The 19724-nt window shown below is 71.9% G+C and carries 17 protein-coding genes; 5 read left to right on the top strand and 12 right to left on the bottom strand.

The genetic code is table 11. The features are described 5' to 3' along the window. Positions 1–7 precede the first annotated feature (7 nt). Together ABZ193_RS19120 and ABZ193_RS19115 are read right to left on the bottom strand one after the other, a co-directional pair. Positions 8–679 carry a response regulator gene (locus ABZ193_RS19120; RefSeq protein WP_020420402.1) on the bottom strand — a complete coding sequence of 224 codons (672 nt, stop codon included), beginning with the start codon at positions 677–679 and terminating at the stop codon, positions 8–10. Beyond that, positions 676–2283, bottom strand: a complete 1608-nt coding sequence (locus ABZ193_RS19115; RefSeq protein ID WP_354710825.1) for a sensor histidine kinase — start codon at positions 2281–2283, stop codon at positions 676–678. The genes ABZ193_RS19120 and ABZ193_RS19115 overlap by 4 nt, the downstream gene beginning before the upstream one ends. A gap of 202 nt (positions 2284–2485) precedes the next feature. Here ABZ193_RS19115 and ABZ193_RS19110 point away from each other — a divergent pair, with 202 nt between their 5' ends. Both ABZ193_RS19110 and ABZ193_RS19105 read left to right on the top strand, forming a co-directional pair. Continuing rightward, the gene (locus tag ABZ193_RS19110) at positions 2486–3796 is read left to right on the top strand and encodes a C4-dicarboxylate transporter DctA (protein ID WP_020420400.1); all 1311 of its coding nucleotides are present in this window, start codon (positions 2486–2488) and stop codon (positions 3794–3796) included. Beyond that, the gene (locus ABZ193_RS19105; RefSeq protein ID WP_354710824.1) at positions 3796–4722 is read left to right on the top strand and encodes a ferulic acid esterase; all 927 of its coding nucleotides are present in this window, start codon (positions 3796–3798) and stop codon (positions 4720–4722) included. The genes ABZ193_RS19110 and ABZ193_RS19105 overlap by 1 nt, the downstream gene beginning before the upstream one ends. Here the strand turns inward: ABZ193_RS19105 and ABZ193_RS19100 are convergent. From ABZ193_RS19100 to ABZ193_RS19085, 4 genes are all read right to left on the bottom strand, one after another. Continuing rightward, entirely contained in the window at positions 4700–5155 is a 456-nt protein-coding gene (locus ABZ193_RS19100; RefSeq protein ID WP_020420398.1) for an SRPBCC family protein, read from the bottom strand. The genes ABZ193_RS19105 and ABZ193_RS19100 overlap by 23 nt on opposite strands. 21 nt (positions 5156–5176) lie before the next feature. Continuing rightward, complete coding sequence (locus ABZ193_RS19095; RefSeq protein ID WP_354710822.1) at positions 5177–5638, bottom strand: hypothetical protein; 462 nt, start codon at positions 5636–5638, stop codon at positions 5177–5179. Between the two features lie 347 nt (positions 5639–5985). Continuing rightward, positions 5986–8841 carry an excinuclease ABC subunit UvrA gene (gene uvrA, locus ABZ193_RS19090; protein WP_354710821.1) on the bottom strand — a complete coding sequence of 952 codons (2856 nt, stop codon included), beginning with the start codon at positions 8839–8841 and terminating at the stop codon, positions 5986–5988. A 54-nt stretch (positions 8842–8895) separates the two neighbouring features. Further along, positions 8896–10155: an acyltransferase gene (locus tag ABZ193_RS19085; protein ID WP_354710820.1), complete on the bottom strand. Its 1260-nt coding sequence runs from the start codon at positions 10153–10155 to the stop codon at positions 8896–8898. Positions 10156–10269: 114 nt separating this feature from the next. Here ABZ193_RS19085 and ABZ193_RS19080 point away from each other — a divergent pair, with 114 nt between their 5' ends. Beyond that, positions 10270–10947 carry an MBL fold metallo-hydrolase gene (locus ABZ193_RS19080; RefSeq protein ID WP_237338654.1) on the top strand — a complete coding sequence of 226 codons (678 nt, stop codon included), beginning with the start codon at positions 10270–10272 and terminating at the stop codon, positions 10945–10947. 232 nt (positions 10948–11179) lie between these two features. Then, positions 11180–13159, top strand: a complete 1980-nt coding sequence (locus tag ABZ193_RS19075; RefSeq protein WP_354710819.1) for a UvrD-helicase domain-containing protein — start codon at positions 11180–11182, stop codon at positions 13157–13159. Positions 13160–13186: 27 nt separating this feature from the next. Here the strand turns inward: ABZ193_RS19075 and ABZ193_RS19070 are convergent, their stop codons facing one another. The 6 genes from ABZ193_RS19070 to ABZ193_RS19045 all read right to left on the bottom strand — a co-directional run bounded on the left by ABZ193_RS19070 (position 13187) and on the right by ABZ193_RS19045 (position 18909). Continuing rightward, positions 13187–13687, bottom strand: coding sequence for a flavin reductase family protein (locus ABZ193_RS19070; protein WP_020420393.1), 501 nt, complete (start codon positions 13685–13687; stop codon positions 13187–13189). Further along, positions 13684–13992 (bottom strand): EthD family reductase, encoded by a 309-nt coding sequence (locus tag ABZ193_RS19065; protein ID WP_020420392.1) that lies wholly within the window; start codon positions 13990–13992, stop codon positions 13684–13686. The genes ABZ193_RS19070 and ABZ193_RS19065 overlap by 4 nt, the downstream gene beginning before the upstream one ends. A 16-nt stretch (positions 13993–14008) precedes the next feature. After that, positions 14009–15232 carry a styrene monooxygenase/indole monooxygenase family protein gene (locus ABZ193_RS19060; protein WP_354710817.1) on the bottom strand — a complete coding sequence of 408 codons (1224 nt, stop codon included), beginning with the start codon at positions 15230–15232 and terminating at the stop codon, positions 14009–14011. Between the two features lie 14 nt (positions 15233–15246). After that, positions 15247–16677, bottom strand: coding sequence for an aldehyde dehydrogenase family protein (locus tag ABZ193_RS19055; protein WP_354710816.1), 1431 nt, complete (start codon positions 16675–16677; stop codon positions 15247–15249). Positions 16678–16756: 79 nt separating this feature from the next. Then, complete coding sequence (locus ABZ193_RS19050) at positions 16757–17689, bottom strand: helix-turn-helix domain-containing protein (RefSeq protein WP_020420389.1); 933 nt, start codon at positions 17687–17689, stop codon at positions 16757–16759. 20 nt (positions 17690–17709) lie between these two features. Next, on the bottom strand, positions 17710–18909 hold the full coding sequence (locus ABZ193_RS19045) for a styrene monooxygenase/indole monooxygenase family protein (protein ID WP_354710814.1): 1200 nt from the start codon (positions 18907–18909) through the stop codon (positions 17710–17712). A gap of 65 nt (positions 18910–18974) precedes the next feature. Here ABZ193_RS19045 and ABZ193_RS19040 point away from each other — a divergent pair, with 65 nt between their 5' ends. Beyond that, a complete protein-coding gene (locus tag ABZ193_RS19040; protein WP_020420387.1) occupies positions 18975–19655 on the top strand; it encodes a helix-turn-helix domain-containing protein in 681 nt (226 codons plus the stop codon). The last annotated feature ends 69 nt before the right edge of the window (positions 19656–19724 follow it).

The raw sequence follows: 19724 nt of genomic DNA, 5'->3' as shown, positions 1-19724 counted from the left end.
GCGTCCTTCACGTCACGGCCCGGTACCAAACCTCCGGCCGCCCGACCTGTCCGTATCGCGGCTCTCGTCGCGCGAGTCCGTTGTCCGCGAGGTATTCCAGGTACCGCCGCGCGGTAACCCGGGACACCCCGGTCGCGGTGGCGGCCGCGCCCGCGGACAGCCCGTCCGGTTCGTCCCGCAGCGCCGAGACCACCGCGTCCAGGGTCTGCCCGCTCATCCCCTTGGGCAGGGCCGTCGCCACCGGCGAGCGCAGCGCCGCGAACGCCCGGTCCACCTCGGACTGCCCGACCTCGCCGGTTTCCCCGAAACTTTCCCGGAACTTCGCGTACCGGTCGAGCTTGTCCCGCAGCGAGGCGAAGGTGAACGGCTTGATGAGGTACTGCACGATCCCGACCGACACCGCGGCCTTCACCACCGCCAGGTCCCGCGCCGAGGTCACCGCGATGACGTCCACCAGATTGCCCGCGGCCCGCAACGCCCGGCACACCGCGAGGCCGTGCGTGTCGGGCAGGTAGAAGTCGAGCAGCACCAGGTCGGCGGTGTCGCGCTCGAAGAACCGCAGCGCCTCCGCGCCGGAGTGGACGACCGCGGCGACGGTGAACCCGGCGACCCGCTCCACGTAGGTCCGGTGCGCCTCGGCGGCGACCGGGTCGTCCTCGACCACGAGCACCCGGATCACCGCGGCACCTCCTGCCGCACCGGCAGCCGCACGGTGAACACCGCGCCCTCGCCGGAGGCCACGTCCACCCGTCCGCCGTTGCGCCGCACCACCTGCCCGACCAGCGCCAGGCCCAGCCCGTGACCGTCCGGTTTGGTCGTCCAGCCGCGCTCGAACACGCGCCGCCGCGCCTCGTCCGGCACGCCCCGGCCGTTGTCGGCGACCCGCAACAGCAGCTCCTCCCCCTCGATCTTCGCGGTCACCGTGACCCGCGGCCGCTCCGGCCGCTCACCCGCGGCCTCGATGGCGGCGTCGATCGCGTTGTCGATCAGGTTGCCCAGCACGGTGATCAGGTCGCGTGGCTCGATGCCGGTGTCGGTGTCCTCGATGGCGGTGTCCTCGGTCAGCACCAGTTCGGCGCCGCGCTCGCTGGCCTCGGCGGTCTTGCCGAGCAGCAGCGCGGCCAGCACCGGTTCGGACACCGCGCCGACCACCTGGTCGGTGAGCCGCTGCGCGATCTCCAGCTCCGCCGTGGCGAACTCGACCGCTTCCTGGGTGCGGCCCATCTCCACCAGGGACACCACCGTGTGCAGGCGGTTGGCCGCCTCGTGCGCCTGCGACCGCAGCGACTCGGCGAGCCCGCGCGCGGTGGTCAGCTCGCCGGTGAGCAGCTGCAGGTCGGTGTGGTCGCGCAGGGTGACGACGGTGCCGTGGTCCTTCGCGCGGGCGCGGGACCGCACCGGCGCGGTGCTCACCACCAGCACCCGCACGTCGGTCAGGTGGATCTCGTCGCGCCGCGGCTCCTGGCCCCGCAGCGCTCCGACCAGGCTCGGTGGCAGCCCCAGCTCGGTGACCGGTTTGCCGGTCGGGTCCGCGCCGAGGCCGAGCAGCTCGCGGGCGGCGTCGTTGCACAGCACCACCCGCTCGTCCGCGCCGACCAGCACGAGCCCCTCGCGCACCGCGTGCAGGGTCGCCTCGTAGTAGGCGAAGATGCTGCTCAGCTCGGCCGGGGCGAGACCGCGGGTCTGCCGCCGCAGCCTGCTGCTGACCAGGTAGCTGCCCGCGATGCCCACCACCAGGGCCGCGCCGGCCACCGCGGCGAGCGTCCAGATCCGCTGCGCCAGCGCCGCCGAGATGGCGTCGACCTTGATGCCTGCCGACACCAGCGCGACCACGCGCCGCTCCGCGTCGAACACCGGCACCACCGCGCGCATCGACGGGCCGAGCGTCCCGGTGTAGGTCTCGGTGTAGACCCGGCCCTGCCGCGCGACGTCGATCGTGCCGAGGAACCGCTGCCCGATCAGCTCCGGGTTCGGGTGGGTGTAGCGGATGCCGTCCGGGTCCATGATCGTGATGAAGTCGACCCCGGTGTCGCGCCGCACCTGCTCGGCGAAGGGTTGCAGTTCGGTGCTCGGATTGGGCAGTCTCAGCGCGGAGAGCACCGTCGGCGAGTCGGCGAGGGTGCTCGCGATGGCGACCACCTTGTCCTGCGCGCGGGCCTCCACGGCGCGGGCGGCGTCGAAGTAGGCCAGCAGCGCCCCGACCGCGACCAGCACGGCCACTCCCGCCACCTGCAGCAGGAGCAGCTGCCGCGCGAGGCTCCAGCGCCTGCTCGTGATCCGCACCCCGCCATCCCAGCACACCGGCCGGGCCGGCCGCCCGGGGACGCCGGTCGCGCCGCGAACTCTATGAACACAACGGTGACCGCGGTCATACCCGTGGCCGATAGTTCCACGCGAACTGCGCCGGACTGGGCGCGTCACGTCCCCACAGGAGGCAACGTTGCCTACGGCACCACCGGCCGGCGCGAAGCCGCGCCGCGACCGGATGCACTACCTCTACCTCGCGGTCATCGCCGCGGTCGTCCTCGGTGTCGCGGTCGGGATCCTGTTCCCCGGCTTCGGCAAGAGCCTCGCCTGGCTCGGCACCGGGTTCGTGAACCTGATCAAGATGATGATCTCCCCCATCATCTTCTGCACGATCGTGCTCGGCATCGGGTCGGTCGCCAAGGCCGCGAAGGTCGGCAAGGTCGGCCTGATGGCCATCGGCTACTTCCTGGTGATGTCCACGTTCGCGCTGGCCATCGGCCTGATCGTGGGCAACCTGCTGCACCCGGGCAGCGGCCTGCACCTGGACCCGTCGTCGATCGCGAAGGCGCAGGAACAGGCCAGCAAGGGCAGCGAGGGCACCACCGACTTCGTGCTCGGCATCATCCCGACCTCGCTGGTGTCGTCGTTCACCGAGGGTTCGGTGCTGCAGACGCTGCTGGTCGCGCTGCTCGCCGGTTTCGCGCTGCAGAAGATGGGTGAGGCGGGCAAGCCGATCCTGCGCGGCATCGAGCACATCCAGAAGCTCGTGTTCCGCATCCTGTCGATGATCATGTGGGCGGCGCCGGTGGGCGCGTTCGGCGCGATCGCCGCGGTGGTGGGCGCGACCGGGTGGAACGCGCTGAAGAGCCTCGCGGTGGTGATGGTCGGGTTCTACGTCACGTGCGCGTTGTTCGTGGTGATCGTGCTCGGCGCGATCCTGTGGCTGGGCGCGCGGATCAACATCTTCAGCCTGCTGCGGTACCTCACCCGCGAGTTCATCCTGATCGTGTCGACGTCGTCGTCGGAGTCGGCGCTGCCGCGGCTGATCGCGAAGATGGAGCACCTGGGCGTGTCCAAGCCGGTCGTCGGCATCACGGTGCCGACCGGGTACTCGTTCAACCTGGACGGCACCGCGATCTACCTGACGATGGCGACGCTGTTCATCGCCACCGCGCAGGGCAGCCCGCTGTCCGTCGGCGAGCAGATCTCCCTGCTGGTGTTCATGATCATCGCGTCGAAGGGCGCGGCCGGTGTGAGCGGCGCGGGCCTGGCGACCCTGGCGGGCGGGCTGCAGTCGCACCGGCCGGATCTGGTCGGCGGCGTCGGGTTCATCCTCGGCATCGACCGGTTCATGTCCGAGGCGCGCGCGGTGACCAACTTCGCGGGCAACGCCGTGGCGACGGTCGTCATCGGGTCCTGGACCAAGGAGTTCGACCGGTCGCGGGCCCAGCGGGTGCTGTCCGGGCAGGACCCGTTCAACGAGACCACGCTGGTGGACGACCACCCCGCGGCCGAGCCGGCGCGGGAGCCCGTGAAGGCCGGCGTCTGATGCGCGCCCGGCGGCTGGTGATCGCGGTGGTCGCCGCGATCACCGGCACCCTCCTGGCCGCGCCGGCCGCCACCGCGTCGGGGATCGTCGGCTTCCCCGTGCCTTCCGCCGGCTGCGGCCACCCCGCACCGGTGCCGGCGGGACAGAGCGTGACCCGCACCGTCACCTCGGGCGGGCTCACGCGCAGCTATCTGCTGCACGTTCCGGCGGACTACCGGCCCGACCGGCCGGATCCGCTGGTCCTGTCCTTCCACGGGCACGGCCGCACCGCCGAGTACCAGGAGGAGCTGTCCGGCTTCTCCGGCCGGTCGGTGATCGCGGTCTACCCGCAGGGTCTGATCGGGACCGACGGGAAGAGCGCGTGGACGGGCGCGCCGTACTCGGCCGCCGCGGACGACGTGCTGTTCACCAGCGACCTGCTGAACCAGGTGCAGCGAGAGCTGTGCGTCGACCCGCGGCGCGTGTTCGCGGCGGGCAAGTCCAACGGCGGCGGGTTCACCGGGGTGCTGGCCTGCCGGCTGAGCGGGCGGATCGCGGCGTTCGCGCCGGTGTCCGGGGCGTTCTACCCGCAGGGCGGCGAGTGCCACCCGTCGCGGCCGGCGCCGGTGCTGGACTTCCACGGCACCGCGGACACGACAATTCCTTACGCCGGCGATCCGGCGCGCGGGCTGCCGTCCATTCCGGACTGGCTGGCGGGCTGGGCGTCGCGCGACGGGTGCGCCCCGGAACCCGTGGTGCGTGACCTCGGCGACGGGGTGCGGGTCGAGCGGTGGCGGTCCTGTGATGCGGACGTCGTGCACTACCGGGTCGAGGGCCTGGGCCACGACTGGCCGAGCACCGCGCCCAACCCGGATTCGGACGTCCCGTCGGTGATCGACGCGACGCCGGTGATCCTGCGGTTCTTCAGCGCGCACCCGCTGCGCTGAGGTGGTGCTGGAGTCCGCGCCGGCCACGCCGCATCATCAGGGCGTGGTTGGCGCGGAACACCGGCCGGGCCAGCGGGGAGAGGGTGCGCAGCAGCGGTTTCGTGGCGAGGACCCGCTGGGTGATCTCCAGACGGGTGCCGCCCGGCCTGCCGAGGACGACCGCCGCGAGCGAGCCTTCGAGGTCGCCGGTCAGGTGGACGCGCAGGCGGCCGCGATCGGGATCCTGCTCGGCCCGGCGCATGCGAACGACGAGCGCGTACGGCAGCGCGGCGCGGCAGACGAGCTGAGCGGTGTCCTCGTCGACCCGGGTGACCTCCCGCACGTCCGGCCACCAGAGCGGATACCCGGCGACATCGGTGACCACCTCGAAGACGGCGCGCGCGGGCGCGGAGAGCAGCCAGGTGTCCCGGAAGTGGTAGGCGTTGACCCGCATGGCATCGAGTATCCGCCAAGATCAATAGCCGGACCCGCCGTCGGCGGGGGTGGCGGTCACCTTCGCCCCGGACGGGGCGACCACGAACCAGGTGCCGTCGACGCCCTGGCCGTTGACCTGGCCGGGTGCGGTGTCGTTGGCGTAGCGGTACAGCGGCCGGCCCCCGAGCGTGAGCTGCCGCACGCCGTCCGGGCGGACGAGAACCCCGGCGAGCGCGCGGTCGATCCCGTCGGTGGTCGGCGCGGCGGCACCGGCGGCTGCCGGCGGCCACAGGGTCGCGCAGGCGCCGGCGCAGTTGCTCGCCGGTGGTGACGCGCTGTCCAGCTCGAAGCGGTAGAGCGTGCGGCCCTGGTCGTCGGCGACGACCTCCCCGAGCCCGCTGATGACGGCGACGCGCAGATCGGCGGGCGGGCGCTCCGGCGCAGCCGGGCCGCACGCGGACGCGAACACCGCCACGATCACGGCGACGAGCAGGCGGGTCATCGGGCACCTCCCGCGGTGCGAGCCCGGTGCACGGCGACCGGGTCATCCCATTGACACGAGAGGGCGTGCTCCGCGGTTCACCGGCCCGGCACGCTTGGCCGCGTGCCGGGAGCGCCGGCAGGCGGATGCGCGAGGCGCGACACCGTGCCGGACCGCGCCGCCGGGCTTTTCGGCAGCTCCGAACCGGCCCGCACCGCCTGGCGTACGGCGGTGTCCGGCGAGCCAGGAGCGGATCGCCGCCCACGACGGTCACCAGCCGGGCGCGGTGCCGGTGCGCCCGGCACCGCACTGTCCGGACGCGGCCGGGACCGCGCCGCGCGGCTGGCCGGCCGCGCGGCGGGCCCGAATCAGTTCAGCAGTTCCTGCAGGAACTTGCCCGTGTAGCTGCCTTCGACCGTGGCGACGTGCTCCGGTGTGCCCTCGGCGACGATGGTGCCTCCGCCGGAGCCGCCTTCCGGGCCCAGGTCGATGACCCAGTCGGAGGTCTTGATCACGTCGAGGTTGTGCTCGATCACGATCACGCTGTTGCCCTTGTCCACCAGGCCGTTGATGACGCCGAGCAGCTTGCGGATGTCCTCGAAGTGCAGGCCGGTGGTCGGCTCGTCGAGGATGTACACCGTCTTGCCGGTCGAGCGCTTCTGCAGCTCGGACGCGAGCTTCACGCGCTGCGCCTCGCCGCCGGACAGCGTCGGCGCGGGCTGGCCCAGCCGGACGTAGCCGAGGCCGACGTCGACCAGCGTCTGCAGGTGCCGGTGGATCGCCTTGATCGGCTCGAAGAACTCGGCGGCCTCCTCGATCGGCATGTCGAGGACGTCGGAGACCGTCTTGCCCTTGTAGTGCACCTCGAGCGTCTCGCGGTTGTACCGGGCGCCCTTGCAGACCTCGCACGGCACGTACACGTCGGGCAGGAAGTTCATCTCGATCTTGATCGTGCCGTCGCCCGCGCACGCCTCGCAGCGGCCGCCCTTGACGTTGAACGAGAACCGGCCCGGCTGGTAGCCGCGCACCTTCGCCTCGGTGGTGGCCGCGAACAGCTTGCGCACGTGGTCCCACACCCCCGTGTAGGTCGCCGGGTTGGACCGCGGCGTGCGGCCGATCGGCGACTGGTCGACGCGCACCAGCTTGTCCACGTGGTCCAGGCCGCGCACGCGGGTGTGCCGTCCCGGCACCTGGCGGGCGCCGTTGAGCTTGTTCGCCAGCACCGTCGCGAGGATGTCGTTGACCAGCGTCGACTTGCCCGACCCGGACACGCCGGTGACCGACACCAGGCAGCCCAGCGGGAACGACACGTCCACGCCGCGCAGGTTGTGCTCCCGCGCGCCGACCACGGTCAGCTGCCGCTTCTTGTTCGCCGGCCGCCGGATCGCCGGCACCGGGATGACCTCCTGCCCGGACAGGTACTGGCCGGTCAGCGACTTCTTGTTCTTGAGCAGCTTCGCGAACGGTCCGCTGTGGACGATGTGCCCACCGTGCTCGCCCGCGCCGGGGCCGATGTCGACCACCCAGTCGCTGGCGCGGATGGTGTCCTCGTCGTGCTCGACGACGATCAGCGTGTTGCCCAGGTCGCGCAGCCTGGTCAGCGTGTCGATCAGGCGGCGGTTGTCGCGCTGGTGCAGGCCGATCGACGGCTCGTCCAGCACGTACAGCACGCCGACCAGCCCGGACCCGATCTGGGTGGCCAGCCGGATGCGCTGGGCCTCACCACCGGACAGCGTGGCCGACGCGCGGTCCAGCGACAGGTAGTTCAGGCCGACGTCGAGCAGGAAGCGCAGCCGCGCCTGGATCTCCTTCAGCACCGCGCCGGCGATCATCGCCTCGCGCTGCCCCAGCTTGAGGCCGTCGAGGAACTCCGAGGCCTCCTCGATGGACAGGGCGCACACCTCGGCGATCGACCGCTCGCCGCGCTCGGCGTGCGCCAGGGTGACCGCGAGGATCTCCGGCTTGAGCCTGCTGCCCTGGCACGCCGGGCACGGCACCTCGCGCATGTAGCCCTCGTACCGCTCGCGCATGTACTCGGACTCGGTCTGGTCCAGCCGCCGCTCGAGGAACGGGATGACGCCCTCGAAGCTCGCGTAGTAGCTGCGCTGGCGGCCGTAGCGGTTGCGGTAGCGGACGTGGACCTGCTCGTCGACGCCGTGCAGGACCGCCTTCTGCGCCTTCGCGGGCAGCTTGCGCCACGGCGTGTCCATGCGGAAGCCGATGGTCTCCGACAGCGACTCCAGCAGCCGCTGGAAGTACTCGGCGCTCTGCCCGCCCGACCAGGGCGCGATCGCGCCTTCGGCCAGCGACAGCTCGTCGTCGGGCACCACCAGCTCCGGGTCGACCTCCTTGCGGATGCCGATGCCGGTGCACTCCGGGCACGCGCCGTAGGGCGAGTTGAACGAGAACGAGCGCGGCTCGAGGTCCTCGATGGCCAGCGGGTGGCCGTTCGGGCAGGCGAGGTTCTCGGAGAACCCGCGGATGCGGTGCGGGTCGCCCTCCGGCAGGTCGACGAACTCCAGCTCGACCAGCCCGTCCGCCAGGCGCAGCGCGGTCTCGACCGAGTCGGTCAGCCGCTGCTTCGCCGAGGACTTGACCGTCAGCCGGTCGACCACGACGCCGATGTGGTGCTTCTCCTGCTTCTTCAGCTTCGGCGGGTCGGTGAGCTGGTACACCTGCCCGTCGATGCGCGCCCGCGAGTAGCCCTGCTGCTGGAGGTTGCTGAACAGGTCGAGGTACTCGCCCTTGCGGCCGCGCACGACCGGCGCGAGCACCTGGAACCGGGTGCCCTGCTCCATGGCCAGCACCTGGTCGACGATCTGCTGCGGGGTCTGCTTGCTGATCGGCTCACCGCACTGCGGGCAGTGCGGCTTGCCCGCGCGCGCGTAGAGGAGCCGGAGGTAGTCGTAGACCTCGGTGATGGTGCCCACGGTGGAGCGCGGGTTGCGCGAGGTGGACTTCTGGTCGATCGACACCGCGGGCGACAGGCCCTCGATGAAGTCGACGTCCGGCTTGTCCATCTGCCCCAGGAACTGCCGGGCGTACGCCGACAGCGACTCCACGTACCGCCGCTGCCCCTCGGCGAAGATCGTGTCGAAGGCCAGGCTCGACTTGCCCGACCCGGACAGGCCGGTGAACACGATCAGGCTGTCCCGGGGCAGGTCGAGGTCGACGCCGCGGAGGTTGTGCTCGCGCGCACCGCGAACAACGAGGCGATCAGCCACGGATGAGGTCCCTTCCCTGGAATGTGACGGCCGGATCAGCCAGCCGCATCCATGCTAGGACGACCCACCGACAGAAACCGGAGCCGGACCGGTCGGCTCCTCGCGGACGAGGTCGTCCGGAGCCCTCCGGGGCGGCGGCGCGGTGGCGCCGCGCGGCGTGGTCAGCCAGCGGTGGGCCGGCCGTTCGACGAACTTCGTGAGCAGCCATCCGGCGCCGATCGCCGCCCCCAGCACGAGCGGCAGCCGCGCCCAGCCCGGCAGTCCCGCGAGTTGCAGCGCCTTGGCCAGGATGTAGCCCAGCTCCTGGTGCAACAGGTACACGCCGTAGGAAATTCCGGCGAACCAGCCGATGACCGGCGCCAGCGGGCGCAGGAACGTCCAGTCCGGGCCCTTCGCCGCGGCGCACACCAGGACGAGCACCAGCGCGAACCCGATGATGGAGGGCAGCCGCGACGGGTCCGTGGGCAACGCCACGTGGAACGGGTAGAGGTGCAGGTCCTGCGCGGCGACGACGGCGGCGAGCAGCAGCGCCAGGTGCGGCGTGGACAACCGGTCGCGCGACCAGAGCCACACCGCGACGCCGGCGGCGAACGCGTGCAGCCGGTGCAGCCCGAACCCGAAGACGACGGCGAACGCCCACGGTGAGGGGTTCGTGACGCCGAACACCCAGAACCGCAGGACGAGCGGGACGACGACCATCGCCCAGGCGAGCAGCTTCGCGTGCCGCGCGGCGTGCGGCGACCGGAACCAGGGGGTGCGCGACCACAGCAGCGCGGCGCCGGCGAAGACCATCAGCTGGACCGGCAGGGTCCAGTAGGAGCCGTCGAGCCAGATGAACCCCTGGTGCCAGCCCTGGATCATGGTCAGGTTGACGAGGAGGTCCCAGCCGACGGGCACGTACCAGGAGCTCGCCCAGGCGACGCCGTCGGTGGTGGGGCCGAACAGCTTGTCCCACCAGTGGCTGCCGAACTCCTGGCCGTTGAACGAGGCGTCCGCCCAGCGCATCGCGAAGTAGGTCAGCAGCACCGCGACCAGGTACGGCGGGACGAGCCGGGCGGCCTTCTTCCACATCCACCGCCCGCTGTCGCCGCGCCGGACGGTCTGGCACACGAAGAACGCGGAGACGACCATCAGGATCGCGGCGCCGAACTGGGCGGTGACCTTGACCGGGTAGTCGTTCAGCTCGGTGTGGGCCAGCGGGCCCTGGTGGGTGATGTGACCCAGCATCACGGCCAGGACCGCCAGGACGCGGACGGCGTCCCAGCTGATGCGGCGGGTGCTGGCGCGGGGGTTCTCGGGGAGGAAGCTCGGCACGTCTCGGGGCGTCTCGCAAGATCGGGTTCGGGGACGCTCGGAGCCTACGTTACCGATCCGAGACCAACCTGAACGGGTGGAACGCGATGTGGCGCGGCGACTACGGTTGGCGGCGTGAACGTCGTAGAGGACTACACCGGCCACGTGGAGCCGGGCGGGGACGCGGCCCGGCGCGTGCTGGACCGGCTGGCCATCACCAAGCTGTCGGTCGGCCCCATGGACAACAACGCCTACCTGCTGGTTTGCCGCAGGCAGAACGAGGCGCTGCTGATCGACGCCGCGGCGGACCCGGAGCGGATCTCGGACCTCATCGGTCACGGGCCCGACCGTCCCGCGCTGCGCACGATCGTGACCACCCACCAGCACGCCGACCACTGGCAGGCGCTGGGCGCGGTGGCGGGCGCGTACGGAGCGAACACGGCGGCTCACCCGTTGGACGCTTCGGTGCTGCCGGTCCCCCCGGACTTCCTGGTCGAGGACGGCGACACCCTCACGGTGGGTGACTGCACGCTCGAGGTGATTCACCTGAGGGGGCACACTCCGGGCTCGATCGCGTTGTTGTACCGCGACACGGACGGCAGCACGCACCTCTTCACGGGCGATTCGCTGTTCCCCGGCGGCGTCGGGAAGACGAACTCGCCGGAGGACTTCCAGTCCCTGCTGGGCGACGTGGAGACGCGGGTGTTCGGCCGGCTGCCGGACGAGACGTGGTTCTACCCGGGCCACGGGGACGACTCGACGCTCGGCGCGGAGCGGCCGAAGCTGGCGGAGTGGCGCGAGCGCGGTTGGTGATCGCCCGACCGCTCTTCATCGGACAGATGAGGGGCGCGTCCCCGTCGGCGCGCCCCTCGTCCCCACGGTGGGCCGCGCCCAGCCGGCAAGCGGCCGACTTCGCCCGCCCGGAACGTCCGCGCTCAACCCGGACATTCTCCTGCGCCATCCGAGTGAAGCCTCGGAATTCGAGCGCTGACCAGCGCGCAGCGTAATAGCGTGCATGCGGTAAGTGGCGACTTCGGGAGAACGCGTGAACCTGAGCAAGCACGCCGAACGCCGCGTGTATCAGGAATCGGTCCGGTTGCTGGAGTCGAGCTTCCCCCGGCTCGATTCCCTGCCACGCAGGGTCCTCGGCGCGCTACTGGCCCGCACGGTGGGAAACGCGCACCTCTTCGTCCGCGAAGACCTGCACGAACGTGCCGGGAACAGGCCCGACGCGTTCCTCGTCAACGCCAACGGCATCTTTGCCCTGATCATCACTGAAGAGCGCGTGCGCGAGCAGACCGCGCGGACGGTGTTCCGCTACGCCGAAGAACGCTGCGCGGGCATTACAGACCAACGTGGACGAGTCGTGCCGGTCAGCGCGATTCATCGCGTCATCGTCGGCCCTGGGACGGGCGCGGGGCGAACGGCCCGGGCGGCCGGCCGGCACTGGTCGCTGCCGGAGACCGACCTCGCGCGGTTGTTCCGCCGCGAAGACGCCCACCTCACCCGGCGTCAGGTGGACGTCGTCGCACGGCAGGCGGGGGATCTCCTCTCCGGTTACGCGCGCCTGGCGGTGGAGCCGCCCGAGGCGCGGCCCGAGACCGCCGGTCTGCTCGATGCGGCGAGCCTCGCGGAGAATGAGGTCGAAGCGGCGCAAGCACGCCCCTTCGACAGCTGGCTGACGTTCCTGCACCCGCACCAGCACGCGATCGTGGCTCGCGACTACAACGGGCCGGCCAGAATCAGCGGTCCGGCCGGAACCGGGAAGACGGTGGTGGTGCTGCACAGGTTGCGCCGCCTCGCCCGGAACAGCACCGGGCCGCTCCTGTTCACCACGTTCGTCCGGAACCTTCCCACCGTGCACGCGGCGTCCTTCCGGCGGCTCGCGCCCGAAGTCGCCGAACGCGTCGAGTTCCTGCATCTGCACGCCTGGCTTCGACGCTTCCTCCAGTCCCGTGGACGTGCGGTCCGGGTCAGCACCCGCGGCATCAACACGGCCTTCGCCCGTGCCTGGACCGTGCACCGCGCGAGCCTGCGGGAGCTCGAACCGTCGATCGACTACTGGCGGGCGGAGGTCGATCGCGTCATCAAAGGCCGAGGGCTGACCACGTTCGAGGAATACCTCCACGCTCCCCGGCGAGGCCGGAAACTGCGGCTGGACGCACGCCACAAGGAGCTCGTCTGGGAGCTCTACGAGACCTATCAGGCCAAGCTCGCCGAGCGCGACCTGCACGACTACAACGACATGATCCAGCTCGGGGACGTCGAACTCCGCCGGGAGCCCCTGGCCCAGGGCTACGCCGCGATCGCCGTCGACGAGGTGCAGGACATCACCCTGACCGGGCTCCGGCTGTTGCGACGTCTGGCCGGTGATGGACCGAACCGCTTGTTGCTCGTCGGCGACGGGCAACAGCAGGTCTACCCGGGCGGCTGGCGGCTCTCCGACGCCGGCATCCCGGTTCAAGGACGAGGTGAGGTCCTCCGGGTCAACTACCGCAACCGCAGGGGCGTGCTCGACTTCGCGCGGGGTCTGGACGCGACCAACGAGGTCGACGATCTCGACGGCGGGCCGGGAGTCGTTCTCGGCCAGGTCGAGGCGATCAACGGCGGAGGTGAGTGCCGGTCCTGGTCCGGCCCCGCCGCCGAGCTTCCCGCCGCGCTACTGGATCAGATCGCGACCATGCCCGCGCCGCTCGGGCAGACCGCCCTGATCGTGTTCCACCACCGGGACCTTGTTCGGTGCCGGAAACTCCTGCACGAGGCCGGAATCGCGACCCTGCCCCTCGAGGACTACACCGGAGCCCCCGACGACCGGCTGAAGATCGGCACCGTGCACCGCGCGAAAGGACTCGAGTTCCGCGCAGTCCTGGTGGTGCAGTTCGACGGCGGGGACAGGCCGAGCAGCGCTGCGCGAGAGGAATCCACCGAGTTGCGGAACAGGCAGCGTCTTGTGGCCGCCACGCGGGCACGGGATTTCGTGTGGTGGGGCAGCGTCTGCGAACCCACCGCCGGAACCGCCGGCTGAAACGTCAAGCCCAGCCGGCGGTCTCGCTCAGTAGAAGAACACGTCCTCCGTCAGGCCGGCGTGCAGTGTCCGGTACGAGCCGGTGTAGAAGAGCAGCGGCGCGCCGTCCCGGTAGGCCAGGTGCTCGACCTCCCCGAGGAACAGCGTGTGGTCCCCGGCGGGGTGGCGGTCCACGATCCGGCAGCCGATGAACGCCAGGCCGCCGGGGACGAAGTCGTACGCGCCCTCCGACGTGAACTCCACCGACAGGGACGGGCGCCCGCCGAAGTGGCGGGACACCTCCTCCTGCTCCGCGGACAGCACGGTCACCGCGTACCGGTCGCCCGCCTCGAGGTGCCGCGCCATCGTGCACGCGCCGAGCGACACCAGGATCAGCGGCGGGTCCAGCGACACCGACAGGAACCCGTTCGCGGTCATGCCGTGCACGTGCCCCTCGGCGGTCCGCGTCGTGATCACCGTGACCCCGGTGGCGAACCGGCCCATCGCCGTGCGGAACCGGCGCGGGTCGGTCGCCACGCCCACGGTCACGAGCCTTCGACGGGCGCGTAGTGCAGGATCTGCGCCCCGCCCGTCGCGTAGTTCGGCACGTCCCCGGCCACAGCCTGGCCCTGCTCCGACGACATCGCCGCGGCCATCGCCTCCGCCGAGTCGAATTCGCCCTCCCAGATCGCGAAGTACGGGCTCTCCCCGCCCATCGCGGCCACGTCGAAGCTGTACCGCATGGCCCGCAGGCCGGGCAGCTGCGCCGCGAGCGGCAGGTGCGTGCTGACGTAGTACTGCTTGAAGTGCTCCGGGTCCGCGGGCGGCGGGTACAACACGGTCAGCCGGTACATGAGAAAACTCCCTTCCTCAGGCCTTCGCGTGGCGGGCCAGGAACTCGTTCGTGCGCTCGGCGGTGGCGAGGATGCGCCACTGCCGGTCCGGGTAGTCGAAGTTGTTGGTGAACTCGTCGGCGATCGCCTTGTCCGCGTGCATCGCGCCGAACAGGCGCAGCAGGTGCTCCGGCGGCGGGCCGATCATCAGGTTGGTCCAGTTCGCCGCGCCCAGCACGACGTCGGCGCGGCGCGCGGCCACGTCCTGGCAGAACAGCTCGTCGAACCCGTAGTCCTCCAGGATCGCCTGCCCGGTCACCCACGCGGAGTGCGACGCCGAGTTCGCGCCCTGCCCGACGACCGGGTCGACCACGGTGTGCACGTCGCCGATCGCCAGCGCGAACTTGCCGTTCGGCAGCTTCGCGTAGTCCTGCCGCACGGTCGGCGTCAGCGCGCCCTGCAGGATGTCCAGCGGGCCGGTCAGCGCGAAGCTCGCCGGGTCGACGCGTTCGAACGTCTGCGGGTGGTGCTTGGCGAGCTTGTCCAGCACAAGCCGCTCGTACGCCTTCGGGTCGGCGTCGTAGGACTGGCGGCCGAGGATCTCCAGGTCGCCGCCCGGCACGTTCTCGAACAGCAGCGCGGTGGTGAACCCGTCCTTGCCGTACATCGGGATCTCCAGCAGCTCGCCGTGCCCGGGCGAGGCGCTGATGGTGACGCCCTTCGGCTCCGAGTAGGTGATGCCCTGGTAAAGGCCGACGGACAGGATCCGCTGCGGCCCGTCATACGGGCTCAGCTCCGGGCGGCGCGGGAACAACGCGGCGAACGCGCCCCGACCGGCGGCGACGACGAGCAGGTCGTGCCGGTCGGCGATCGGCTCGATGTCCTCGGCCTGCAGCGTCCGGACCTCCAGCCGCCCGCCGCGCTCCTCGAACGCCTCGGTGAGCTTGGGCAGGTAGAGGCGGTAGTCGACGGCGCTGGACCACTCGGCGAAGTCGCCGCGCCAGGACATCGGCTCGGGACCACCGACGTAGTGGTGGTGGCAGGAGTAGCCGTACTCCTCCACCGGCCAGAAGTCGATGCCCAGCTCGCGCTCGCGCTTCAGCGTCGGCGCGTGGTGGGCGACGCTGTTGAGCAGCCGCCCGCCGGCCAGCTGGGCCGCGGTCTTGTCGGTGTAGATCGTCACCGGGACGTCGTGCTTGCGCAGCAGCAGTCCCAGCTGCAGGCCGGCGATCCCGGCGCCGATGATGCCGATGTCCGGCATGGTCGCTCCTCTCCTCACAGGTGGGTCCAGACGCTCTTGATCTCGGTGTACAGCTCGATGGCGTGCCTGCCCATCTCGCGGCCCCACCCGCTGGACTTGAACCCGCCCCACGGCGCCGCCGCGTCGACGGGGTTGGGCATGTTGATGAAGACGGTGCCGGCGCGGATGGCGTCGGCGAGCCGGTGCGCGGCGCTGACGTCGCGGGTCCACACGGACGCGGCGAGGCCGTATTCGGTGTCGTTGGCGCGGTGCACCACTTCGTCGGTGTCGTCGAACGGCAGCACCGCGAGCACCGGGCCGAAGATCTCGTCGCGGGCGACGGCCATGTCGTCGGTGACTCCGGTGAGGACGGTCGGGCGGTAGAAGTAGCCGTCGCTGCCGGTGGTTTCGCCGCCGGTGGCGATGCGGGCGCCCTCGGCCGCGGCCTTGCGCACGGCCGTGTCCACAGCGGACAGGTGGTCGGCCGAGACGAGCGGGCCCAGCTGGGTCGTGGGGTCCAGGCCGGGGCCGATGACCATCTTCTCGGCGGCCCGCGCGAGCCGGTCGCCGAACTCGTCCACCAGGGAGCTGTGCACGTAGAACCGCGTGTAGGCCGCGCACACCTGGCCGGAGTTGAGCAGCGCGCCCTGCAGGCAGCCCTGGACCGCGGCGGGCAGGTCGGCGTCGGGCAGGACGACGGCGGGCGCCTTGCCGCCGAGTTCCAGCGACACCCGCTTGAGGTTGCCCGCGCTGCCGCGGACGATCTCGCGGCCGACGTCGGTGGAGCCGGTGAACGACACCTTGTCCACGTCCGGGTGGTCCACCAGTGCGCGGCCGGTCTCCGGGCCGCCGGTGAGGACGTTGAGCACGCCGGCCGGGACACCGGCGTCGACCATCAGCCGCGCCAGGCGCAACGTGGTGAGCGGGGTTTGCTCGGCGGGCTTGACGACGACGGTGTTGCCGCAGGCGAGCGCCGGGGCGAGCTTCCAGGACGCGATCATCAGCGGGAAGTTCCACGGCGTGATGAGCGCGCACACGCCGACCGGCTCGCGGCGGGTGTACTGGAGGACGTCCGGGACGGACACCGGCGACGTCTCGCCCTCGATCTTGGTGACCCAGCCCGCGTAGTAGCGGAAGTGCTCGGCGGCCGCGGCGACCGACACGTTCCGCGCGATGCCGATCGGCTGCCCCTGGTCGCGGGTCTCCAGCGCGGCCAGTTCGTCGGCGTGCTCGTCGATCAGGTCGCCGACGCGCCACAGGATGCGCGCGCGGGCGGCGGGGCTGAGGCGGCGCCACGGTTCGAACGCGGCGCGGGCGGCGGCGACGGCACTGTCCACATCGGCCTGTCGCGCGTCGGCGACCGTGCCGATGGGCCGCGCGGTGGCCGGGTCGACGGTCTCGAATACGCCTCCGCCCGCTGCGGCCGTCCACTCGCCGCCGATGAGCAGTTGCCCGGTCAGGTTCATGGGACCATCCTGCGCGGCGCGGCCCCACCGGTCTTTCCCTCAGGCGAACGCTTCTTGACGATTCGCGAACGGCCGGGCGTCAGGACAGCGCCTGGGCGCGGAACTCCCGAGGGCTGAGCCCGTACGCGGCCTTGAAGGCGCGGCTGAAGTGCGCCGCGTCCGGCAGGCCCCACGCGGCGCCCACCGCGCTCACCGGGCGGGTCAGCTCCGGCCGGGACAGGTCGCGGCGGCACTGCTCCAGCCGCCGGGTGCGGATCCAGCTCGCGACACCGGTGCCCTGCTCGGCGAACAGCTTTTGCAAGTACCGGGTGGAGATGTGCAGCGCGGCGGCGACCGAATCCGGGCACAGGTCCGGATCGGACAGGTGCGTGTCGATGTAGGACTGGGCCTGCAGGACGAGCGAATCCGGCGCCGCGCCCGCTTGTTCGGTCAGCAGCGCGGCCAGCAGGTCCAGCACGGCGTCGGCCAGCGGGATCGGCGACGCGGCGCCGCCCAGCTGGCGCACCAGCCGGCGGAACAGCGGCGACAGCAGCGAACCCGGCTCGTCGTCGCCGCGGATCGGCTGCCCGAGGACCTGCCGCGCTCCCCCGGCGCCGAGGCGAAGCCGCTCGCGCGGGAACATGAACACCGCCATCGAGGTCGGCTCGCCGAAGGCCAGCGTGTAGGGCCGGTCGGTGTCGTACAACGCGAAGTCGCCTGGCCCGAGCAGCGCCTCGCGGCCGTCCTGCACGAGCAGGCAGCTGCCCCGCACCTGCAGGCCCAGCTTGTAGTAGCCGCGTTCGCTCGCGCCGATCATCGCCTTCGTGCGGCGGACGCGGTGCGGCCCGGCGTCCACTCTGGACACCAAGGTCGAGCCGAGGCGGTCGATGCGCACCTCGCCGCGGAACGACGGCTCCGGCGCGGCCGCCTCCAGCGGCACGAACGCGTCGGAGATGACGTGCCGCCAGTAGTCGACGCTCTCGCCGCCGGGCGCCGCCCGCGTGCTCAGGATCTTCGTCGCTGTGTGGACCACGTTGTCCTCCGCTCTCCCGGTCAGCTTCCGTCGAGGAACGCCCGCACCCGGCGCCGGGTGGCCAGCGCGCGCCACTGCCGGTCCGGGTGGTCGAAGTTGTCGGTGAACTCGTCCGCGCGGCGCGGGTCGTCCGCCAGGCCCCGCCACAGCTCGCCGAGCCACGGCGGCGGGTCCAGCACCAGGTTCGTCCACGCCGACGCGCCCAGCAGAACCTCCTCGCGCGCCCGCGCGACCCGGCGGCAGAACACCTCGTCGTAGACGGTTTCGGCGGCGATCTCCGCGGCGACCACGGCCGCGCTGTAGGCGGCGATGTTCGCGCCCTGCCCCATCACCGGATCGACGACGACGTGGGCGTCGCCGAGCGCGAGGGCGAACCTGTCGTCGCCCAGCGGCAGGAAGTCCTCCCGCACCGCGGGCGTGACCGCGCCCTGCAGCAGGTCGCGCGGATCGGTGAGGGCGAAGTCGCCGAGCACGCGCTCGGCCGTCGCGGGGTGGTGCTCGTGCAGCTTCTCCACCACGGTCTTGCGGAACAGCGCCGGATCGTCCGCCGGGGACAGCTCGTTCAGCACCGCGAGGTCGCCGCCCGGCACGTTCTCGAACAGCAGCGCGGTGACCCGGCCGTGCCGGGACACCAGCGGGATCTCCAGCAGCTCGCCCTGGCCCGGCGCGACGCCGATGGTGACCGCGGCCGGTTCGGCAGGCGCGATGCCGGTGTACAGACCGGCGCACACCAGCCGGCGTGGCGCGTCGTGCGGGCTGTGCTCGGGGCGGCGCGGGAACAGGCCGCTCAGCGCGCCCCGGCCGGACGCGACGACGAGCAGCTCGTGCCGCCGGGCCAGCGCGCCCAGGTCGCGCGGGCCGGCCTCGCGCACCTCGACGTGCCCACCGCGCGCGGCCAGGTCCTCGGCCAGCCGCGGCAGGTAGAGGCGGTGGTCGACGGCGCACGACGGGTGGGTGAACCGGCCGGTGAAGCGGAGGCCGCCGATCCAGTGGTGGTGCGCCCGGTATCCGAACTCCGCCGCGGGCCAGTGGTGCACGCCGAGCGCCCGCTCGCGTTCCAGCAGCGGGTGGTGGTGGGCGACCGTGTTGAGCAGCGGGCCGGCGGCCAGCTCGTCGAAGGGCCGGTCGGCGTACAGCGTGACCGGGACGTCGGCGGCACGCAGGGCCAGGCCGAGGTGCAGCCCGGCGATGCCCGCCCCGACGATGCCGACCGTGGTCACGACGCTGTCCTTACTCTATTATCGAGCAGAGAGTTCTATTTCTGAGAGAACAGTACGAGGGCGGCATGGCAGAAGGCAAGGTCGTCGGCGGCGCGGGGCTGCAAACACTCGAACGGGGACTGGCCGTGCTCGAGGCCGTCGCCGAGCACGCCCCGTGCACGACGGCGACGATCGCCGAGGTCACCGGCCTGCACCGGTCGATCGCCTACCGCGTCCTGTGCACGCTGGAGGCGCACGGCTACCTGCAGCGCGACGCGGCGGGCCGCTACGAGGTGGGCCTGGCCGTGCTCACCGTCGCCTCCGCCGTGCGCTCGGACCTGCAGTCGCTGGCGCACTCCGCGCTCACGCCGGTCGCCGAGGCCACCGGGACCGTCGCGTTCCTCGCCGTCCCCCACGGCGAGGAGGCGCTCACGCTGGTCACCGTCGAACCGCCGGCCGCGGCAGGCCCGGTGTCCTACCGGCCGGGTGTGCGCCACCCGATCACGCGCGGCGCGCCCGGTCTCGCCCTGCTCGCCGCGCTCCCGCCGCGCCCGAACGAACGGCCCGAGGTCACCCTGGCCCGCGAGCTGGGCCACGTGCGCACCACCGGCGAGGTGCTGCCCGGCATCGGCGCGCTCGCGGTGCCCGTCTCGCTGCGGGCCGGCCGCGTGGCGAGCGCGTGCGTGCTGTTCGTGCCCGGCCGCCTCGACGAGGAGGCCGCGCTGACCGGCCTGCACGCCGCGGCCGCCCAGCTCGCCGGCCGCTGACCTGGGCGCCTCGCAGAAGTGGTGCCGCGGGGGTAGCATCGGGCCTGCGGTTGAGCAGGTAGCCGTCTT

The sequence above is a fragment of the Amycolatopsis sp. NPDC006125 genome, assembly GCF_040614195.1.
Taxonomy (GTDB): domain Bacteria; phylum Actinomycetota; class Actinomycetes; order Mycobacteriales; family Pseudonocardiaceae; genus Amycolatopsis_E; species Amycolatopsis_E tucumanensis.
Note: the sequence above shows the minus strand (reverse complement) of the source record. Positions and strands in the feature narration are given on the sequence as shown.